The sequence below is a fragment of the Brevundimonas sp. genome, assembly GCF_030656255.1.
In the GTDB taxonomy this organism is placed as follows: domain Bacteria; phylum Pseudomonadota; class Alphaproteobacteria; order Caulobacterales; family Caulobacteraceae; genus Brevundimonas.
The window spans coordinates 20,706-39,548 of the sequence record NZ_JAUSOE010000135.1 but is presented as its reverse complement, the minus strand read 5'-3'; the positions used below and the strand labels follow the sequence as shown (position 1 = coordinate 39,548).

The window sequence follows — 18,843 nt, the reverse complement described above, 5'->3', positions numbered from 1 at the left end:
TATACGACCGTCAACGCCGACGCCCGCTTCGACCTGGGCTATTTCGGCATGACCGGCACCTATGTGCAGCTGAACGTCATCAACCTGTTCGACGAGGACTATTACGGTTCGCTCGGCACGATCGTGACGGTCACGCCCGGGGAGCCTGGCTACAACTCGTCCAGCCGTCCGTATGCGTCGCAAGGCGCGCCGCGTACGGTTCAGGCCACGATCCGCTACGCCTTCTGACCATCCTTTTCAGGGCGACGGTTCGCCGTCGCCCTGATCGGAACCGAGACGCCCCGGAGTTCAGGCTCCGGGGCGTTTTCGTGTGCGCTGTTCGTGTACGTTGGCCGCCGCTCAGGCGGCGAAGGCGGCCTTCATGGGCTGGACGGTCTGGACGGGACGTCGCGTCGGCAGATCGAAACTGACCACCGTGCCCACGCCAGGCTCGCTCTCTATGTTCAGCCGCCCGCCGTGCATCTCGATCAGCGCCTTGGTCAGGGCCAGGCCCAGGCCGGTGCCCTGGGTGGTCTTGGAATGCTGGCCTTCGACCTGTTCGAAGGGCCGCGCCAGACGGACCAGATGTTCAGGCGCGATGCCGATGCCGGTGTCGGCGCAGGCGATGCGGACGCGATCCTCGCCGGCCGCGCCCTTGAACGGCGTCAGCGACAGGGTGACGGTCCCGCCTTCGGGTGTGAATTTCACGGCGTTGGAGATCAGGTTCAGCATCACCTGTTTCACGCCGCGCTGGTCCGCCTCGATGTCCGGCAGGTCGCCCGACTCGATCGACAGGGTCAGGCCGGACTCCAGAACCTTGCCGCGCATCAGTCGGGCGGCGTCCTCGCACACGTCCCGCAGCGAGACGGGCTCGTAGTGCAGGGTCATCTTGCCGGCCTCGATCTTGGCCATGTCCAGGATGTCGTTGATCAGGCTGAGCAGATGCTGGCCTGATTTCAGGATGTCGCCAGCGTAGCCCTTGTACTTCTCGCCTATGGGACCGAACAGTTCGGCGGCCATGATCTCCGAGAAGCCGTTGATGGCGTTCAGCGGGGTGCGCAGTTCGTGGCTCATATTGGCCAGGAATTCGGACTTGGCCTGGTTGGCGGCCTCGGCCCGGGTCATGGCGATCTCGTATTTCCGGGCCAGTTGCGACAGCATCTGCTGGCTGGCTTCCAGTTGGGCCACGGTGCGGCTCAGGTCCTCGACAGCGCGGCGACGTTCGGTCTCTTCACGCTTGATGGCGGTGATGTCGGCGGCCGTGACGACCGAGCCCCCCTCCGAGGTGAAGCGTTCGGACAACTGCAGCCAGCGGCCGTCGTGCAGTTCGACCTCGCGAAGACCCGCCCGGCCGTCCGTGGGCGCATGTTCGGCCTTGATGGCCAGGGCGGCGATGCGGTTCAACTCATCCTTGGCCGCGCCGCGTCGCACGACGCCGGACTGGAAGTCGAAAGCGTCCTCGAACGCCTGGTTCCAGAGGATGAGGCGGCTTTGGCGATCGAACAGGACGAAGGCGTCCGAGATGCTTTCCACCCCGTCGCGCAACCGGCTTTCGGCGGACTGGGCGGCGGCCTTGGCCCGGCGGGCCTCGGTGATGTCCAGGGCGACGCCCAGTATGGCGGAGAAGCCGGTCTCGCCCCGCACCCCGCGCGCCTGGCCGCGCGCATCGATCCAGCGGGTGCGGCCGCCGTCGCCCGGGACAGGGAAGGTGACCTCGAAGGCGCCATAGGCCGAGGCTTGGCGCAATGCATGCTGCACCTCGTCACGGTAGCGCGGGTGGATGCGGGCCATCACGGCTTCAGCCGGCACGACGCCGCCGGTTTCGAAGCCCAGCAAGGTCGCCATATAGTCCGACAGGGTCACTTCGGCGCCGTCCAGATCCCATTCCCATACGCCGCAGCGCGCCGCCTCCACCGCAATGCGGAAGCGTTTTTCCGACGAGGCCCATTCCCGACTGGCGCGCGCACGGCGCAGGCCCTGGAACAGGAACAGCGCCAGGACGCCGAGGCCCAGCAGCACAGGCGCCGCCAGAACCCAGGCCTCGCCAAGCAGACCCGCCACGCCCGAGGGCGGTCCGTCCTGCAAGGCGACCACATAGGGACCGGCGGGCGTGATCGGCGCCGCCACGACCGACGCCTGGCCCTCTGGCGTCGCGATGGTGCGGGGTGTGGTCAGGGCCGCCAGGGCATCGGCCTGGACGCCGATCAGCGGCGTTGCGGGCTTGCCGATCTCAGCGGCGGTCGGCGAGGCCAGGACGATCCCTGTCTTCGACACGATCCGAACCGCGCCAGAGGCGGGCAGGGACGGGAGAATGTGCGCCTCAAGCCGACGTCCCCCGGCTTGCGGCCCAGTCAGGGCGACAACGCCGGGCGACTGCACAGGCCCCTGGCTGGCCACAATCGCGCCGTCGGCGCCGATCACGGAGAAGCCGGCATTCGGCGCGACGCGGCGTGCGGTCTCGACGGCGGCCATCGGCAGGGCATCATCCAGCAGTGCGGCTGTCCCGGCGTCGATCCCGGCCTGGGCGGCCTGCATCAGGACGGCGGTCCGGCTGGCGGTAAGCTGGGCGCTCAACGCCAGGTTCTCGTTCTGAAGCCGATAGGCCTCGCGGGCGGGACGTGTCGCGTCCCGTGACATCAGCAGCATATATCCGGTGGAGCCGAGGGCGAGCACCAGCACGCCGATGCGCATCCAGGCCGGGGCGCTGGGGGCGCTGTCGGTGGCGCGTCGGCCTCGCTTGTCTTGCCGCCGCTCCATGCCCCGCAAGGCGCTCTCCCGACCAAATCAGCTACAGGGTGAATCTAGGCTGCGTCGCGGATTCCTGTCGAGGCTTGGTTAATGCTTTCTGAATCGTCAGGCCGCCGCGGCCGGGGATGGAATTCGTGCGGGCGCCGCCTCCAGAATTTCCGTCACCGGTTGCAGCGTTTCGCGGGCCTGCCGGGCCAGGGCCAGAACGGCGGGCGGCGCGTCGTCGGGGCTCTCGGCCACCAGGTCCATCAGACTTTCGGCGAGTTGCATCAGACGGGGCGCAGCGGCGATCAGCCGGGATTGAAATTCAATACGCTGGGGGTCGCGGTCGTATTCGGCGCCGGGCACGCGCCAACCGCCCCAGTCGGCGGTGTCGGTGACGACGACGGGATAGGTGCCGGGCTGGGGGTGGTGCAGGCAGTCTTCTTCCGCCTGCCACTTGTTGCGGGCGCGCAGCACGCGCCAGTCGCCGACCTCGGCCCCGGCGGCGTCCTCGGCCGTCATCATCAGTTCGGCGGCGGCGAACTCGCGCCCCAGGCCGACGTCATAGGTGACGCGCACCGGCTCGTCGAAACCCTTGGCCCAGACCGGCTGGACCTTTTCGATGGTCGCCCAGGCGCCCACGCATTCGACCCAGACCTTCTGACCCTTCTGGAACTGCGCGCGCGCCATTCTGATCTCCCACCGTTCAGGGCGCAGAATGACGCACGCCGGTTAGCGCGTGGTGAGGGGGGAGGGTTAACGCGAGATGCTCTCCAGCGTCTCGCCGGCGTATTTCTCCTTCACCCGGGTCGACAGGTCGCCCAGCGAGATGACCCCGACGATGCGGCCATGCTTGTCCACCACCGGTGCGCGGCGGATCTGGCGCGACCCCATAAGGTCCAGCACGGATTTCAGATCGTCGGTGTCCAGCACCGTCTGCGGATCGCGAGTGATGTATTCGACCACAGGCGCGGTCGGCGACGCACCAGCGGCAATGGCGCGCACGACGATGTCGCGGTCGGTGATGGCGCCGATCAACTGGTCGCCGTCGGCCACGGGCACGAAGCCGAAATCCCCCTTGGCCATCCGGGCGGCGACCTCCTGAAGCGTGTCGCCGGGGCGGGCGAGGTGGACATCCTTGGTCATGACGTCGCGGATCTTCATGGCGGTCTCCTGTGGTGTAGCGTCACCGTGAAAACCCGCCGGGCACGGCGGGGTTCCGCCGCCGTGCGCCCGCTCGGCGCCGCTCGGCCTTAAGGCGCGCGGCGTTCAGGCAGGTCCTTGGCCGCGCGCACCAACTGGACGAACTCGGCCCGGTCGCCCCAGGGATCCTCGCCGCGCGCGCCCTGGGCCTGGGCCAGCACCTGATCCCAGCCGTAGTCGGGGCCCATCCACGGATCGTTGCGCAGCTTCTGGCCGAAGGCGGCCACGGCCAGGGCCCATCGCGTGGCCTCGGGCGGTTGGGCGCTGACGGGGCCGGCGGCGCGATTGGTCAGAGGCTGCTGGATCAGGTCCGACCGGCTGCCGCCCGGCTGTTTGTAGCGGACCTGGATGAAGCCGATTTCGCCGTTCGGATCGCCGCCGCCCACGCCGATCCGGTTGTCCGGATACCGGCGCTCGGGAACCTGGGTCGGGCCGCCGACCGGGGTGATCTCGTACAGGGCCGTGACGCTGGCCCCCGATCCGACCTCGCCCGCGTCGATCCGGTCGTTGGCGAAGTCCGCCTCGTTCAGCAGACGGGTTTCGTAGCCGATCAGCCGCCATTCGGCGACGCGGGCGGGATTGAACTCGACCTGGATCTTGACGTCGTCGGCGATGGGGAAGGCGCCCTTGTCGAACATTGGGCCGAACAGACGCCGCGCGTCGCGCAGGTCGCCCACATAGGCCGCAACCCCATTGCCGGCTTGGGCGATGGTCTGCATCCGCGCGTCCTGATAGTTGCCGCGCCCAAAGCCGTAGACCGACAGATAGACGCCGGTCCCGCGCTTTTCGGCGACATAGTCTTCCAGCCGCTTATTGTCTGTCACGCCGACATTGAAGTCGCCGTCGGTGAACATCAGGATGCGGTTGACCTTGTCGCGCGCGAAACTGGCCTGGGCCTGGTCATAGGCGTTGGTCATGCCGGTCGCGCCGGCCGTCCCGCCGGAGGCGTTCAGGCTGGCGACGGCGCAGCGCATCTTCAGCTTCTGATCGCCGGGTGTGGGCTGCAGGGTCGTGCCCGCGCCCTCGGCGTAATAGGTGACCGACAGGGTATCCTGTGGCCGCAGCCGGTCGATGGCCAGGTTCATCGCCTGTTTGGCCAGGTCCAGCTTGTCCGGGCTGCGCATCGAGCCCGACACATCGACCAGGAAGGTCAGGTTCAGCGGCCGCTGCTCGCCCTGCGGCAGCTCATAACCCTGCAAGCCGATGTGGACGATCTGGCGGCCGTCTGCCCAGGGCGAAGCGGCGACCGCGGTGGTGATGGCAAAAGGTCGAGCCTGGGACGTCGGGCGGGCGTAGCCATAGTCGAAGGCGTTGATCAACTCCTCGACCCGCACCGCGTCCGCCGGGGGGCTGCGGCCCTCGTCGATGAAGCGGCGGACATTCGAATAGGCGGCTGTGTCCACGTCGATCGAGAAGGTGGAGACCGGCTGGTCGCTGGTTCGCTTGACCGGATTGGGCGTGGCGTCTGGATAGGCTTCGGTGTCGGAGGGGGCCTGTGCGCCGGGCATGATGCGCGATCCGGTCACGACCACGGCGTTGAGCGGAGCCTGCCCCGGTGTCGCGGCGACCACCGCCGGGCGCATCGGCGCGGGCGGGGCTGCAGGAGGGGGAGGCGGCGGCGGTGGAGGAGGCGGGGGCGCGCCGCCCTCGACGCGGCTCTGGGACGGGGCCGTGATCGGCGTTGGCCGGGCGGGAGTGGTCAGACGTCGCATCGGTTCGGCCGGTGGGGACAGGACAAAGCCCAAGGGCGCACAGGCGGCCGGCGTGGCTTCGCCATCCAATGACGGGCGTTGGGGTTGGGCCAGGGCGAAGGTCGGAACCGTGACCGGCGGTGCGGCGACGGACAGGCCCAGGGCGGCGACGGCGGCGATCCTGACGAGACGCGACATGGCTTCCTCCGGTTGTTCTTGACGCTACTCCGCTTGCGGCCTGAGGCGAAACTGTGGCGATCCAGTTGCTTGTTCCTGCTCCATTCGTGATCGTGTCATCGGCGCCATCTCGCAATCCGACGGCTTCGCCCCCACAATGGAGTCGAGCGAAGGGGTGACGATGGCCGAGGCGACGACGGGACTGGATCTGGGCGCGGCGGCGGCCCTGCTGGCGGCGGGCGTCATCGCCGTGCCGGTGTTCAAGCGTGTCGGGCTGGGCTCCGTGCTCGGCTATCTGGCGGCGGGTCTGGCCATCGGGCCGTTCGGGCTGAAACTGTTTCAGGAGCCCGAGACCATCCTGCACGTCGCCGAGTTCGGCGTGGTCATCTTCCTGTTCATCATCGGGCTGGAGATGCGGCCCAAACGCCTGTGGGGGCTGAGGAAAGAGATCTTCGGCCTGGGCGCTGCCCAGGTTCTGTTCTGCGGCCTGATCCTGACCCTGACCGCCATGCTGGCGGGCTTTTCCGCCCCGGTCGCCTTCGTCGGGGCCATGGGCTTCGTCCTGTCGTCCACCGCCGTCATCATGCAGATGCTGGAGGAGCGGGGCGAGATCGCCGGCGGGCCGGGCCAACGGTCGGTGTCCATCCTATTGCTGGAAGACCTGGCCATCGTACCCCTGCTGGCCATCGTCGCCATCCTGGCCTCCGTCCTGGGCGTGGCGAACGAACAGGCGCCGCCCCTGTGGCAGACCATCGGCTTGGCGGTGGCGGCGGTCGCCGGCGTGCTGACGGCCGGCAAATATCTGGTCAATCCGATCTTCCGCCTGCTGGCCCGCTACGGCGGGCGCGAGGTGATGACGGCGGCGGCCCTGCTGGTCGTGGTCGGCGCGGCCTGGGCCATGTCGCTGGGCGGGCTGTCCATGGCCATGGGCGCCTTCCTGGCCGGTGTGCTGCTGTCGGAATCGACCTTCCGGCATCAGCTGGAAGCGGATGTGGAGCCCTTCCGCGCCATCCTGCTGGGCTTGTTCTTCCTCAGCGTCGGGATGTCGCTGGACCTGTCGGTGGTGGTCGCCGACTGGCGTCTGGTCGTCGGCGGGGTGGTCGCCTTCATGGCGGTCAAGGCGCTGGGCATTTATGGGGTCGCCCGCCTGTTCAAGGCCTCGCACCACGAGGCGGTCGAGCGGGCGGCCCTGTTCGCCCAGGGCGGCGAGTTCGCCTTCGTCCTGTATGGCGCGGCGGTGACGGCGGGTCTGTTCGACGCCCAGGTCGGGGCCATGCTGTCGGCCATCGTCATCCTGTCCATGGCCCTGACGCCGTTGACCAGTCTGATGACCCAGCGCCTGCTGCCCAAGCCGACCCTGTCGGCCGAGGACGCCGAGGGCGTGGACTTCGCCAAGGACTTGCGCGGTCAGGTCCTGATCATCGGCTTCGGCCGGTTCGCCCAAGTCGTGTCCCAGCCGCTGCTGGCGCGGGATGTGGACGTCTCGATCATCGAGAACGACGTCGAGATGATCCAGGCCGCCTCCCAGTTCGGATTCAAGGTCTATTACGGCGACGGCGCCCAACTGCACACCCTACGGGCGTCGGGCGCGGACGAGGCCGAGATCGTCCTGGTCTGCGTCGACAAACCCGAGGTGGCCGACCGGATCGTCGAACTGGTCAAATCCGAGTTCCCGACGACCAAGATCATGGCCCGCGCCTTCGACCGGGGCCATTCGATGCGCCTGATCCAGGCCGGGGTCGATTACCAAATCCGCGAGACCTTCGAGTCGGCGTTGAAGTTCGGCGAACGCGCCCTGATCGAGCTGGGCATGGACGAAGGCCAGGCGGCCGAGACCATCGGCGACGTCCGCCGTCGCGACGAGTCCCGTCTGGACCTGCAACTGACCGGCGGGATCAAGGCCGGCCGCCAGCTGATGCGCGGCAATATGCCGACGCCGCAGCCGGCCCCCTATGTGAAGCCGCGCCGCGAAGGCCGGCTGTTGAACGAGGACGAGGCGGGTCCGGCCGCGCCGGACACGCAGCGCGAAACCGCCGAGACCTGACGCCCTATTGGGCGCCGGCCTCCTGTTGTTGCGCCCCGATCAACTCGGCCCGGGCCCGCAGGCCGGGGTCCTGGGACACGGCGGTGGCGACCGCGTTGAAGCGATCAACGGCCAGGCCAGAACCCTCGACGGCCGCCGTCAACTGGGCGCTCTGTTCGGGAGTGGCCTGACCGTTCTGGACATTGGCGGTGACGGCGCGAATCTGGGTCATGGCTTCGACGAACTGGCGCAGTTCAGCATCGCTGACGCCGGCTGCGACCGATCCGGGGGCGGGCTTCGGCGCCTTCATGGCGTTGATGCGGGCGTTGATCACCGGGCTTTCGGCGGCGGCGGTGGAGATGGCGTTGAAGCGCACGACCTCAAGGCCGGAGTCCTGAACCGCAGCCGCCATTTCGGCCTGCTGTTCCGGCGTCGGCTGGGCGCCGTTCAGGGTGTCGCTGACCGCACGCACCCGGGTGATGGCGGCGTCGTATTTGCGCAATTCTTCGTCGGTGAAGTCGGCGGCGGGAGCCGGCGCTGCGCTCGGGGCGGTCTGGCCCGAGGCTTCATAAGGGGTTTGAGCATATGCGCCGGCGGCGGTCAGCAGGGCGGCGGCGGAAGCAAAAAGAGCAAGGCGGGGCGCGCGCATGGTGCGTGGTCCTTTCGATCTGGCGTCCACTTATGCCGTGCAAGGACGGCGACGACGCAATCACGTCATCGCTCCCCGACGGCTGTGGCGCCTGTAGGAATGAAAGGAGCGGGGAGCCCGCCTAATCTAGGCGTTTGTGGTGTGATCGCCACCCCGGCGGGCTGGAGAGCCGATCAAGGATACGTTAGACGGGCGTGATCTCACCGAGGTTTGTCCGTCATGAAACGTCTCGTCATCGCCGCCCTGGCCCTCGTCGCCGTGGCCACGCCCGCCGTGGTCGACGCCTGGGGCAACACCGGCCACCGGCTCATTGGGATCGCCGCGATGCGCGCCCTGCCGGCCGACATGCCCGCCTTCCTGAAGACGCCCGGCGCCATCGCCGACGTCGGCGAACTGGCGCGTGAGCCCGACCGCTGGAAGGGCGCCGGCCAGCCGCATGACCGTGAACGCGATACCGCCCACTTCATCGACCTGGACGACCAGGGCCGGGTCTTCGACCAGCGGGGCATGGCCCTGGCCGAGTTGCCGCGTCTGAAGTCGGACTACGACACGGCCCTGACCCAGGCCGGGCTGAGCGTCGATGTGGCCGGCTATCTGCCCTACGCCATGATCGACGCCTGGCAGAACCTGGGTCGCGACTTCGCCTATTGGCGCGTGCTGAACGCGGCCGAAAAGCGCGAGACGAATATGGAGCGCCAGGCCTGGTACCGGGCCGACCGCCTGCGCCGCGAGGCCCTGATCCTGCGCGACATCGGGGTTATGGGCCATTATGTCGGCGACGGGTCCCAGCCGCACCACACGACCATCCACTACAATGGCTGGGGCGAGTATCCGAACCCGGAGGGCTTCACCAATTCGCGCCAGACCCATGGCCAGTTCGAAGGCGCCTTCGCCAGCCGCGTCGCCCGTCTGGACACTATCGAGGCGACCATGCCGGCCGCCGACCTGGAGGGTTTCGACGTCAAGGGCCGCACCGTCGCCTATCTGACCACGACCCTGGGCACGGTGGTCCCCTTCTATCGTCTGGAGAAGGCGGGTGGCTTCCGCGACAGCGACCCGCGCGGCGCGGCCTTCGTCAACGAACGATTGGCGGCGGGCGCGGCCGAACTGCGTGATTTCATCGCCGCCGCCTGGATCGCTTCGGCCGACGCCTCCATCGGTTGGCCCGCCGTCAAGGTCGCCGAGGTCGAGGCCGGGACCACCGATCCGTGGATCGCCATGGTCGGTGAGGACTGACTTTCTTCTAGCCCGCTCATCTCGGCTAAAGCCGGGATGAGCGGAAAGAGTATGTGCATCGAATGTCCGACCTCACGCCCCCCGCCGTCATCCTCGACAAGTCCCAGATGGCCGAGAACATCGGCGCCGTGGCGCGGGTGATGGCCAACTTCGGCCTGTCGGATCTGCGTCTGGTCACGCCGCGGGACGGCTGGCCTCAAGAACGGGCCTGGGCCATGGCCTCGGGCGCCGACTGGGTGCTGGAGGGGGTGCGGGTGTTCGACAGCGTTTCGGACGCTGTCGCTGATCTGAACACCGTCTTCGCCACCACGGCCCGTCCGCGAGAGACGCGCCAGCCGGTCCGCACGCCGCGCGAGGCGGGCCGCATCCTGTATGACGACACCGCCTCCGGCCTGAAGACCGGCCTGTTGTTCGGCGGCGAGCGGGCGGGGCTGGAGACGACCGACATCGCCCTGTGCGCCGGCATCGTCACCATTCCCATCGATCCGAAACACCACTCGCTGAACCTGGCCCAGGCTGTGGCGATCAACGCCTATGAGTGGCGCACCCTGATCCTGGACGCCCCGCCGCCCCGCTTCCGCGACAGCGAGCCGCCAGCGTCGAACGAACTGCTGGTCGGGATGTATGAACATCTGGAGGAGGAGCTGGAAAGCGGCGGCTTCTTCTATCCGCCCGAGAAGAAGCGTTCGATGAGTCAGAACCTGCGCGTCATGCTGGGCCGCGCCGCCTTCTCCGAACAGGAGGTCGCCACCATGCGCGGCGCCATCCACGCCCTGGCCAAGGGGCGGGGACGGGTGCTGGCCAAGCTGGCGGCCGAACGGGCGGCGAAGACTGAGAAGCCGGAGCGATGACGTCGGAGGCTGTCGAGACCCTGCTTCGCGAACTGTGCGTCGAACTCGGCTTCTGCCTGCACGGTGAAGTCTATGACGCACTTGTCGACCGCCCTCCTGCATCTCCCGAAGCCTTCGCCCGCCTAGTCTTCTCTGGCGAGGGATTGGATTTTGATTCCGATGCGCGATCCGGCCTGAAGCAGGCTGTTGTGGATCGCGTCGCTCGACATATGGACGCGAGTGCATGAAACTGGCCCTGATCTATCCGTTGGCGGCGCTGGCGGAGATCGCCGGCTGTTTCGCCTTCTGGGCCTGGCTGAAGCTGGACCGCTCGCCGCTGTGGCTGGCGCCGGGCGTGGTCAGCCTGATCATCTTCGCCTGGTTGCTGACCCTGGTCCCCAGCGACGCGGCGGGGCGGGCCTTCGCGGCCTATGGCGGGGTCTATATCTGCGCCTCTCTGGTCTGGATGGCGGTGGTCGAGAAGACGACGCCGGATCGTTGGGACCTGATCGGCGGGCTGGTCTGTCTGGTCGGGGCGGGGATCATTCTGTTCGGGCCGAGGGGCTAACCTCTTCTTCTTTCGTCATCCTCCGGCGAGCGCAGCGAGACCGGGGGACCCAGCGGCGCGCGAGAGCGCGAACCTGTCGCGGACACGAGCGTCAGAGATTCGCCTTGTTGAACCATTTCGCCGTCGGCGCCGCTGGGTCCCCCGGTCTGCGCCGCGAAGGCGCGGCTTGCCGGAGGATGACGAAAGAAAAATCGTCAGCCTGCCCCCTCTCACCCCGCCCCCAGCAGATCCGACCAGCGCCAGCTCCCCTTGCCCAAGGCGATCCGCGCCCCTTCGGCGCCGTCCTCCAGCTTCAGCACGGCCAGGCCGCGCATCCGTTGGGTCTTGCACTCGGCGGGCGCGAAGGCGACCTCCAGGGCGATGGCCTGACGCACGCCGGCCAAGCCCTTGCCGGACTGGTTGCGGCTCTGCAGCCAGTCGCCGTTCCAGACCAGGATGGCGCGGCCTGAGGCGTTCATCTCCTCGCTGGCGGCGATGACGGCGCGGCGCACGGCGGCGTCGTCGCGCACGGCGTCCTGAACCCAGCGGACCATGTCGCAAGTCCCGCCGCCCGAGCCTGAACCGGCGCCGGATCCGCCCGTCCCGCCGGCTCCGCCCACGCCGTTTCCCGTTCCGCCGCCCGGACCCGATCCAACCGTCGCGGCGCCGGCCAGCTGGGCCGCGCCCAGCAGGGGCAGGGGCGGTCCCGGCGGCGCGGGGGCGGCGGGCAGGGGCTCGACATCCGGCGGCGGTTTGGCGATGACCTTTCGGGGACGCGCAGCGGCCACGGCGGGCGGTCGAATCTGGGGCGCGGGTTTGGGCGGCGCCGGGGTCTGAGCCGCTGCGGCCGGCGCGTCGGGCGTCGGGGCCGGATCGGGCGCGGGGATGGGGGCAGGCGGAGGCGGCGGTTCGACCAGTTCGACCATCACCGCCGCCGCTTCATGGGGCGTCGGGAGCGGTTCCGGCCGCGCGGCTGTCATGACCAGCACCAGGGCCGCATGGCTGGCGACGACGCAGGCGGCCGCCAGGGGCCAGCGCCGAGTCCGGTCGGGACGCGCGGCGCTCAATCGCCGATCCGTGATGTGTCGAAGATGATCGGTCGCATGGTCATCCGTCGCCAAGCCCTGTAAAAAATCACGACGACCTGTTGAAAACATTCGGTCGCGGCAGGAAGGTGGCGTGGTCGTGAATACAACCGGTCGCTGTTCAAGATCAGCGATAGATCAGGGCGTCCGCCACATGGCGAAGCCTGTTGGCGGGCTAACGTCCCGGCTCGCGCTCCGGTTCCGATGTGGCGCAATAATCGTGCGAAATCGGTGCTAATTATAAGGCTAAGCTGACATTTTCCGGCCAAAAGCACGTCATTACTCCGCCTTGTCGCCTACGCCATTTTCATCTGGCGCATGAACTGGGTGTGGCGCCCCCGGCAAGAAGGAGACAGAACTTGAGCAGATCGAAACTCAGGACGGCGGTCGTCGGCGGCGCCCTCATCGCCCTCGGCTTTGCGGCCAGCGGCTGCGCCAGCCATCGTTTCGTGCGTGATCAGGTCGAGGTGGTGGACACCCGCGTCACCGGGGTCGAAGGCACGGCGGGCCAGGCCCTGCAACGCGCCAACGACGCCCATAAACTGGCCGAGGGCAAGTTCCTCTATCAGGTCGTTCTGTCGGACGATTCCGTGAAATTCCCGACCGACGCCTCGGCCCTGTCGCCCGAGGCCGAGCAGCGTCTGGCCCAGTTCGCCCAGCGTCTGCGCGACGAGAACAAGAACGTCTATCTGGAAATCCAGGGCTACACCGACGCCACTGGCCCGGTCGAACACAACGACCAACTGGGCGAGCAACGCGCCGAGGCGGTGCGTCGGTTCCTGAACCGTCAGGGCGTCGCCCTGAACCGGATGTCGACCATCTCCTATGGCCCGCAAGAGCCGGTCGCTTCGAACGACACCCCCGAGGGCCGGTCGCAGAACCGCCGCGTGACCATCGTGGTCCTCGCCTAAGGTCTCGCAGACCTGACGATCCGAACGGCGGCCGCTTCGCAGCGGCCGCCGTTTTCGCATCTACAACGTCTCGAAGAAGGCCGGCACGGCCTGGGTTGCCGGGCCGTACACCCCCTCGTCGAACAGGCGCGCACCCTGCGTCGGCTCCAGGTTGATCTCGACCGTCCGCGCCCCGGCGTATCGCGCCGACTGCACGAACCCCGCCGCCGGATAGACCGCCCCCGAGGTGCCGATGGAGACGAACAGGTCGCAGGCCTCCAGCGCGGTCTCAATCCGCTCCATGGCCAGCGGCGTCTCCCCGAACCAGACGATGTGCGGCCGCATCCGCCCCTGCGGATGATGTGGCGAGGGCTCGTCCGCCGCCATGTCGCCGGCCCAGTCCATCACCACCCCCGACCGGGTGCAGCGTGCCTTCAACAGTTCGCCGTGCATATGGATCAGTTCGAACCCGGCGCGCGGCGGGACTTCGGCGTGCGCCCGGTCGTGCAAATCATCGACGTTCTGCGTCACTAGCAGGAACGCCCCCTCCCACCGCGCCGCCAACTCGGTCAGGGCGCGATGGGCGGCGTTCGGCTGAACCTGCGCCAACTGCCGCCGCCGCTGATTATAGAAGTCCTGCACCAGGGCCGGATCCGCCGCGTACCCCTCCGGCGTCGCCACGGCCTCGACCCTGTGGCCGCACCACAGACCGTCTTCGGCGCGAAATGTGGGCACGCCGGACTCCGCCGATATGCCGGCGCCGGTCAGGATGACGAGGTTGCGGTGTGACATGGCGGCTTCATACCACCCGGCGCTTGTCCTAGAAGAGGGACGAATCCCAGTTGGAGCCCCCCGTCATGAAAACCCGCGCCGCCGTCGCCTTCGAGGCCAAACGTCCGCTCGAGATCGTCGAGGTCGATCTGGAAGGGCCGCGCGCCGGAGAGGTGCTGGTCGAGATCAAGGCGACCGGCATCTGCCACACCGACGCCTATACGCTGGACGGTCTGGACAGCGAGGGCATCTTCCCCTCGATCCTGGGCCACGAGGGCGCGGGCGTGGTGGTCGAGGTCGGGCCGGGCGTGACCTCGGTCGCCGTCGGCGATCACGTCATCCCGCTGTACACGCCCGAGTGCCGCCAGTGTAAGTCGTGCCTGTCGCGCAAGACCAACCTGTGCACCTCGATCCGCGCCACCCAGGGCAAGGGTCTGATGCCCGACGGCACGTCGCGCTTCAGCTACAAGGGCCAGGCCATCGCCCACTACATGGGCTGCTCGACCTTCTCGAACTATACGGTCCTGCCCGAGATCGCCCTGGCCAAGATCCGCAAGGACGCGCCGTTCGACAAGGCCTGCTACGTCGGCTGCGGCGTGACCACCGGCGTCGGGGCCGTGGTCAACACGGCCAAGGTCGAGCCGGGCGCCAACGCCGTTGTCTTCGGCCTGGGCGGCATCGGCCTGAACGTCATCCAGGGGCTGAAGATGGTCGGGGCCGACATGATCGTCGGCGTCGATCTGAACCCGGACAAGGAAGAGTGGGGCCGTCGCTTCGGCATGACCCATTTCGTCAATCCGAAAGAGGTCTCCGACGTGGTGGCCCATCTGGTCGAACTGACCGGGGGCGGCGCCGACTACACCTTCGACTGCACCGGCAACACCACGGTCATGCGCCAGGCGCTGGAAGCCTGCCACCGCGGTTGGGGCGAAAGCATCGTCATCGGCGTGGCCGAGGCCGGCAAGGAGATCGCCACCCGACCCTTCCAACTGGTCACGGGGCGGGTCTGGCGCGGTTCGGCCTTCGGCGGCGCGCGCGGCCGCACCGACACGCCGCGCATTGTCGACTGGTACATGGACGGCAAGATCGAGATCGACCCGATGATCACCCACACCTTCGGTCTGGAGGACATCAACAAGGCCTTCGACCTGATGCATGCGGGCGAGAGCATCCGGTCGGTGGTGGTGTTCTGATCCAACGCATCCACGTCACGGGCAATGCCGGCAGCGGCAAGACCACACTAGCCTCCGAGATCGGCCGATTGTTCGATCTGCCCGTCTTCGGGCTGGATGCGGTTGTCTGGGAGGCCGGATGGCGCAAGGTTTCGTCGGAGAAGCGCGAGAAGGCCGAGCGAGATTTGATCGCCAGGCCGGCCTGGGTGATAGACGGCGTGTCCGCGCGAGTGCGCGAGGCGGCGGATGCCGTCATCTTTCTGGATATGCCGCGTCGAACCTGCCTGCTGCGCTGCGCCAGACGGAACTGGCGTTATCTGTTTCGCAGCCGCCCCGGTCTGCCGGACGCCTGTCCTGAAATCCTGATCGTTCCGCAGCTGGTCAGCATCATCAGGCGGTTCCCGGGACGCGTGAGGCCGGGCATTCTCTCGGACATCGAAAAGCGGCCTGACGCGAGATTTCATGTCGTGACGGCAGCGGACCGAACGGCTGCGATCCAATCTCTATCGGCGCGGATCGCCTGAGGACGGCTTGCGTGCAGGTCAGTTAGTTGTCTAAGAAGACGGACCTGGATCGGGAGGTTTGACCATGTTCACCCACGTGACTGTCGGGGCCAACGACATCGAGGCGTCGCGCCAATTCTATGATGCGGCGCTTGGCGCCTTGGGAGTCGACCCTGGGCAGGGACCGGACCCCAAGGGCCGCTACTGGTGGCGCACGCCGCGCGGCGCTTTTGCGGTCGGCGCGCCGATCGACGGCGACCCGGCCTGTCACGCCAACGGCGGCACCATCGGATTCGCCGCCCAGACGCCCGAGATGGTCCAGGCCTTCCATGACGCCGGCGTCGCCGCCGGCGGTCGCGCCATCGAGGATCCGCCTGGCGAGCGTCAGGGACCGTTCGGCACGCTGGTGCTGGCCTATCTGCGCGATCCCTCGGGCAACAAGATCTGCGCCATGCACCGGGTCGGCTGAGACGGCCCGTCAGCCGACAACGGGGCTTCGCATCAGCGCATGATCCTGCTCTCACAGGCTTGCGCGTTGCGGGCGTCGGTCAGGTGGACTAGCCAGACGGTATGACCCTCCAAACCACCAAGACCCACGCCGTCCACGGGGGAACCCTCCGCTATCTGAAGCACGACAGCGCCGCGACCGGCACGCCGATGACCCTGTCGGTCTTCGTTCCAGGCGGGGAGGGGCCGTTCCCGGTGCTGATCTGGCTGTCGGGCCTGACCTGCACCGAGGATAATTTCACCACCAAGGCCGGCGCCTACCGCGCCGCCGCCGAGCATGGCGTGATCATCGTCGCGCCCGACACCTCTCCGCGCGGCGAAGGTGTTGCGGACGATCCGGCCTATGACCTGGGCCAGGGCGCGGGCTTCTATCTGGATGCGACCCAGGCGCCCTGGGCGGCGCATTTCCGCATGGAATCCTATCTGATCGACGAACTGATCCCGCTGATCGACGCCGAGTTTCCCACCACCGGAGTCCGTTCGATCTCTGGTCATTCGATGGGCGGGCACGGCGCCCTGACCCTAGCGCTGAACCATCCCGACCTGTTCCGGTCCGTCTCGGCCTTCGCGCCGATCTGTTCACCGACCCGCTGCCCCTGGGGTGAAAAGGCCTTCACCGCCTATCTGGGCCCCAACGAGGGTGAGGGCCGCGTCGCCTGGGACCGCCATGATGCGGCGAAACTGATCGCAGCCGGCGCGGCGCGCGACGCCTATGACGACATCCTGATCGACCAGGGCGACGCCGACAGTTTCCTGACCGAGCAACTGAAGCCCGAACTGCTGCAAGCCGCCGCCGAGGCCGCAGGCCAGATCCTGACCCTGCGGATGCAGCCCGGCTACGACCACTCCTATTTCTTCATGACCAGTTTCATCGCCGATCATGTGGCGTTTCACGCCGAGCGGCTGAGACGCTGAGATGATGGCGATCCTGCGCTCAGCCTTGCTTGGGTTCGGGATGATCGCCGCCGTCTTTGCGGGGCCAGCCTCCGGGCAGGAGCAGTCGGGTGACCTGGACTGGCGGCCCCGGGTCGCGGTCCCGGCCTATGCGACCGGCGGGCCCCTGGTGCGCGTTGATGAAGGCCACGGCAGCGCACAGACCATCGACGGGCGTTACGCGGGCTTCGCCGCCTTAATGCGCGCTGACGGTTATACAGTGGACGCAGGCCAAGGCCGCCTGGATACGCCTGACGCCTTGGATGATGTGGCGGTGCTGGTCATCTCCAACCCGACCGCTCCGGAAGACGGCTCAAGCCTCTCCGCCTATGATGCGGCGGAGATCGAAGCGGTGGCGCAATGGGTGGCGGGGGGCGGCTCCTTGCTGCTGGCTGCAGACCATGCACCTCACGGCGTCGCCGCTGAGGCTTTGGCTGCCCGTTTTGGCGTCAGAATGGGCAAGGGGTACGCCTTTCAACAGGTCGGCGCCGACCTCACTTCAAACCTCGACTTTCCTCGGCAGGCCTTGGCCGATCATCCGATCATCGCGGGACGAAGCGCTGACGAGCGTGTGGAACGGATCAAGACCTTTACCGGTCAGTCGCTCGACGGACCGGTTGGGGCCGTCGTGCTTATGGCGATGAGCGTGGATGCTTTCGAAGCGCCTGACCAGGCGGCGTTACAGACCATTCGCCAACGGCTGCGGGCCGGCGAACCGGCCCAAACCGTATTCGCGGAACTCGCGCGACCGGCTTTGTCGGCCCAAGGGGTGGCTTTCACGTTTGGAGAGGGACGGGTTGTCGTCCTGGGCGAGGCAGGGATGCTGACGGCGCAAATCGTCCGTTTTCCTGACCAGCCTGATCGCGAGCCTTTTCGTTTCGGCCTGAACACCGAGGGGCATGACGACCAGCAGTTCGCGCTGAACCTGATGCACTGGCTGTCGCGCGTCCTGCCGTAATGCTAGAGGGGCGGCATGAGCGCCCCTGATCCCTATGAACCGATGTTTTCCGCCCTGTGCCGCGAGGTGGGCTATTGCCTGCACGAGAAGGGGCAGAAGAAGGTGATCGCCGCCCTGCCGGCCGGTCTGGACGCCGCCGTGCGCGCGGTCTTCGCCGCCGAGGGCGTGGATGAGCCCAATGCGCCGGGCGATGTGAAGCGCGCCGTGCGCGAATGCCTGAAGGCGAACTTGCCAGCTTAACCGTGCCAAGGCGATAAATCGTAACGAAACCCGGCGATGATGCTTGGGTTCTAAGAAAGGGCGCCTAGATGAGGGGCGTCGGAATCTGTCGCGAGAGGAAATTCCATGGCCTTCACCCTGCCCCCGCTGCCCTACGCCTATGACGCGCTGGAGCCGGCCATCGACAAGGAGACGATGACCTTCCACCACGACAAGCACCACCAGACCTATGTCGACAACCTGAACAAGGCCGTCGATGCGGATGCGGATCTGCAGGGCAAGTCGCTGGAAGAGATCTTCACCAGCATCTCGACCGCCCCCAAGGCCGTGCGCAACAACGGCGGCGGTCACTGGAACCACAGCCTGTTCTGGGAAGTGCTGGCCCCGGCCGATCAGACCGGCGAACCCTCGGCCGAACTGGCCGCCGCCATCGACAGCGACCTGGGCGGCATGGACAAGTTCAAGGAAGACTTCAACGCCGCCGGCGCCGCCCAGTTCGGCTCGGGCTGGGCCTGGCTGATCGTCCAGAACGGCAAGCTGAAGATCACCTCCACGCCGAACCAGGACAATCCGCTGATGGATGTCGTGGAAGAGCGCGGCGAGGTCGTCCTGGGCGCCGACGTCTGGGAACACGCCTATTATCTGAAATACCAGAACCGCCGCGCCGACTATCTGAAGTCCTTCTGGTCGGTGGTGTACGGGAACCCGGACAACGCACTGTACGCCGCCGCTGTCGAGGC

Annotated in this window: 20 protein-coding genes and 1 pseudogene; 14 read left to right on the top strand and 7 right to left on the bottom strand. The window is 67.6% G+C overall.

What is annotated here, in order from left to right:
* On the top strand, positions 1 to 228 hold a 228-nt coding region (locus tag Q7J26_RS13645), incomplete at its 5' end, for a TonB-dependent receptor (protein ID WP_304936949.1).
* A 111-nt stretch (positions 229 to 339) separates the two neighbouring features.
* Here Q7J26_RS13645 and Q7J26_RS13640 read toward each other — a convergent pair.
* The 4 genes from Q7J26_RS13640 to Q7J26_RS13625 all read right to left on the bottom strand — a co-directional run bounded on the left by Q7J26_RS13640 (position 340) and on the right by Q7J26_RS13625 (position 5,801).
* On the bottom strand, positions 340 to 2,736 hold the full coding sequence (locus tag Q7J26_RS13640) for an ATP-binding protein (protein ID WP_304936948.1): 2,397 nt from the start codon (positions 2,734 to 2,736) through the stop codon (positions 340 to 342).
* 96 nt (positions 2,737 to 2,832) lie between these two features.
* Complete coding sequence (locus Q7J26_RS13635; protein ID WP_304936947.1) at positions 2,833 to 3,399, bottom strand: hypothetical protein; 567 nt, start codon at positions 3,397 to 3,399, stop codon at positions 2,833 to 2,835.
* 66 nt (positions 3,400 to 3,465) lie between these two features.
* Entirely contained in the window at positions 3,466 to 3,873 is a 408-nt protein-coding gene (locus Q7J26_RS13630; RefSeq protein ID WP_304936946.1) for a CBS domain-containing protein, read from the bottom strand.
* Between the two features lie 89 nt (positions 3,874 to 3,962).
* On the bottom strand, positions 3,963 to 5,801 hold the full coding sequence (locus Q7J26_RS13625; RefSeq protein WP_304936945.1) for a von Willebrand factor type A domain-containing protein: 1,839 nt from the start codon (positions 5,799 to 5,801) through the stop codon (positions 3,963 to 3,965).
* 136 nt (positions 5,802 to 5,937) lie between these two features.
* On the opposite strand from Q7J26_RS13625, the gene Q7J26_RS13620 reads away from it, so the two are divergent.
* Positions 5,938 to 7,824 (top strand): monovalent cation:proton antiporter-2 (CPA2) family protein, encoded by a 1,887-nt coding sequence (locus tag Q7J26_RS13620; protein WP_304936944.1) that lies wholly within the window; start codon positions 5,938 to 5,940, stop codon positions 7,822 to 7,824.
* Between the two features lie 4 nt (positions 7,825 to 7,828).
* On the opposite strand, the gene Q7J26_RS13615 is transcribed toward Q7J26_RS13620, so the two are convergent.
* Positions 7,829 to 8,452: a hypothetical protein gene (locus tag Q7J26_RS13615; protein WP_304936943.1), complete on the bottom strand. Its 624-nt coding sequence runs from the start codon at positions 8,450 to 8,452 to the stop codon at positions 7,829 to 7,831.
* A 219-nt stretch (positions 8,453 to 8,671) separates the two neighbouring features.
* Here Q7J26_RS13615 and Q7J26_RS13610 point away from each other — a divergent pair, with 219 nt between their 5' ends.
* The 4 genes from Q7J26_RS13610 to Q7J26_RS13595 all read left to right on the top strand — a co-directional run bounded on the left by Q7J26_RS13610 (position 8,672) and on the right by Q7J26_RS13595 (position 11,086).
* A complete protein-coding gene (locus Q7J26_RS13610; protein ID WP_304936942.1) occupies positions 8,672 to 9,688 on the top strand; it encodes a S1/P1 Nuclease in 1,017 nt (338 codons plus the stop codon).
* A gap of 62 nt (positions 9,689 to 9,750) precedes the next feature.
* Positions 9,751 to 10,539 carry an RNA methyltransferase gene (locus Q7J26_RS13605; RefSeq protein ID WP_304936941.1) on the top strand — a complete coding sequence of 263 codons (789 nt, stop codon included), beginning with the start codon at positions 9,751 to 9,753 and terminating at the stop codon, positions 10,537 to 10,539.
* Positions 10,536 to 10,766: a hypothetical protein gene (locus tag Q7J26_RS13600; protein WP_304936940.1), complete on the top strand. Its 231-nt coding sequence runs from the start codon at positions 10,536 to 10,538 to the stop codon at positions 10,764 to 10,766. The genes Q7J26_RS13605 and Q7J26_RS13600 overlap by 4 nt, the downstream gene beginning before the upstream one ends.
* Positions 10,763 to 11,086 carry a YnfA family protein gene (locus Q7J26_RS13595; protein ID WP_304936939.1) on the top strand — a complete coding sequence of 108 codons (324 nt, stop codon included), beginning with the start codon at positions 10,763 to 10,765 and terminating at the stop codon, positions 11,084 to 11,086. The genes Q7J26_RS13600 and Q7J26_RS13595 overlap by 4 nt, the downstream gene beginning before the upstream one ends.
* Before the next feature lie 209 nt (positions 11,087 to 11,295).
* Here the strand turns inward: Q7J26_RS13595 and Q7J26_RS13590 are convergent, their stop codons facing one another.
* A complete protein-coding gene (locus Q7J26_RS13590) occupies positions 11,296 to 12,132 on the bottom strand; it encodes a hypothetical protein (RefSeq protein ID WP_304936938.1) in 837 nt (278 codons plus the stop codon).
* Between the two features lie 377 nt (positions 12,133 to 12,509).
* Here Q7J26_RS13590 and Q7J26_RS13585 point away from each other — a divergent pair, with 377 nt between their 5' ends.
* Entirely contained in the window at positions 12,510 to 13,061 is a 552-nt protein-coding gene (locus Q7J26_RS13585; RefSeq protein WP_304936937.1) for an OmpA family protein, read from the top strand.
* Between the two features lie 60 nt (positions 13,062 to 13,121).
* Here the strand turns inward: Q7J26_RS13585 and Q7J26_RS13580 are convergent, their stop codons facing one another.
* Positions 13,122 to 13,832, bottom strand: a complete 711-nt coding sequence (locus tag Q7J26_RS13580) for an NAD-dependent deacylase (protein ID WP_304936936.1) — start codon at positions 13,830 to 13,832, stop codon at positions 13,122 to 13,124.
* 65 nt (positions 13,833 to 13,897) lie between these two features.
* Here Q7J26_RS13580 and Q7J26_RS13575 point away from each other — a divergent pair, with 65 nt between their 5' ends.
* The 7 genes and pseudogenes from Q7J26_RS13575 to Q7J26_RS13545 form a co-directional block, all read left to right on the top strand.
* Entirely contained in the window at positions 13,898 to 15,004 is a 1,107-nt protein-coding gene (locus Q7J26_RS13575; protein WP_304936935.1) for an S-(hydroxymethyl)glutathione dehydrogenase/class III alcohol dehydrogenase, read from the top strand.
* A 68-nt stretch (positions 15,005 to 15,072) separates the two neighbouring features.
* Positions 15,073 to 15,507: a hypothetical protein gene (locus Q7J26_RS13570; protein WP_304936934.1), complete on the top strand. Its 435-nt coding sequence runs from the start codon at positions 15,073 to 15,075 to the stop codon at positions 15,505 to 15,507.
* A 64-nt stretch (positions 15,508 to 15,571) separates the two neighbouring features.
* A complete protein-coding gene (locus Q7J26_RS13565; protein WP_304936933.1) occupies positions 15,572 to 15,955 on the top strand; it encodes a VOC family protein in 384 nt (127 codons plus the stop codon).
* 101 nt (positions 15,956 to 16,056) lie between these two features.
* Entirely contained in the window at positions 16,057 to 16,908 is an 852-nt protein-coding gene (gene fghA / locus Q7J26_RS13560; protein ID WP_304936932.1) for an S-formylglutathione hydrolase, read from the top strand.
* A gap of 1 nt (position 16,909) precedes the next feature.
* On the top strand, positions 16,910 to 17,884 hold the full coding sequence (locus Q7J26_RS13555) for a DUF4350 domain-containing protein (RefSeq protein WP_304936931.1): 975 nt from the start codon (positions 16,910 to 16,912) through the stop codon (positions 17,882 to 17,884).
* A gap of 15 nt (positions 17,885 to 17,899) precedes the next feature.
* Positions 17,900 to 18,124 (top strand): hypothetical protein, encoded by a 225-nt coding sequence (locus tag Q7J26_RS13550; protein WP_304936930.1) that lies wholly within the window; start codon positions 17,900 to 17,902, stop codon positions 18,122 to 18,124.
* 105 nt (positions 18,125 to 18,229) lie between these two features.
* Positions 18,230 to 18,835: pseudogene (locus Q7J26_RS13545) on the top strand (superoxide dismutase); the annotation flags it as partial.
* Positions 18,836 to 18,843 lie beyond the last annotated feature (8 nt).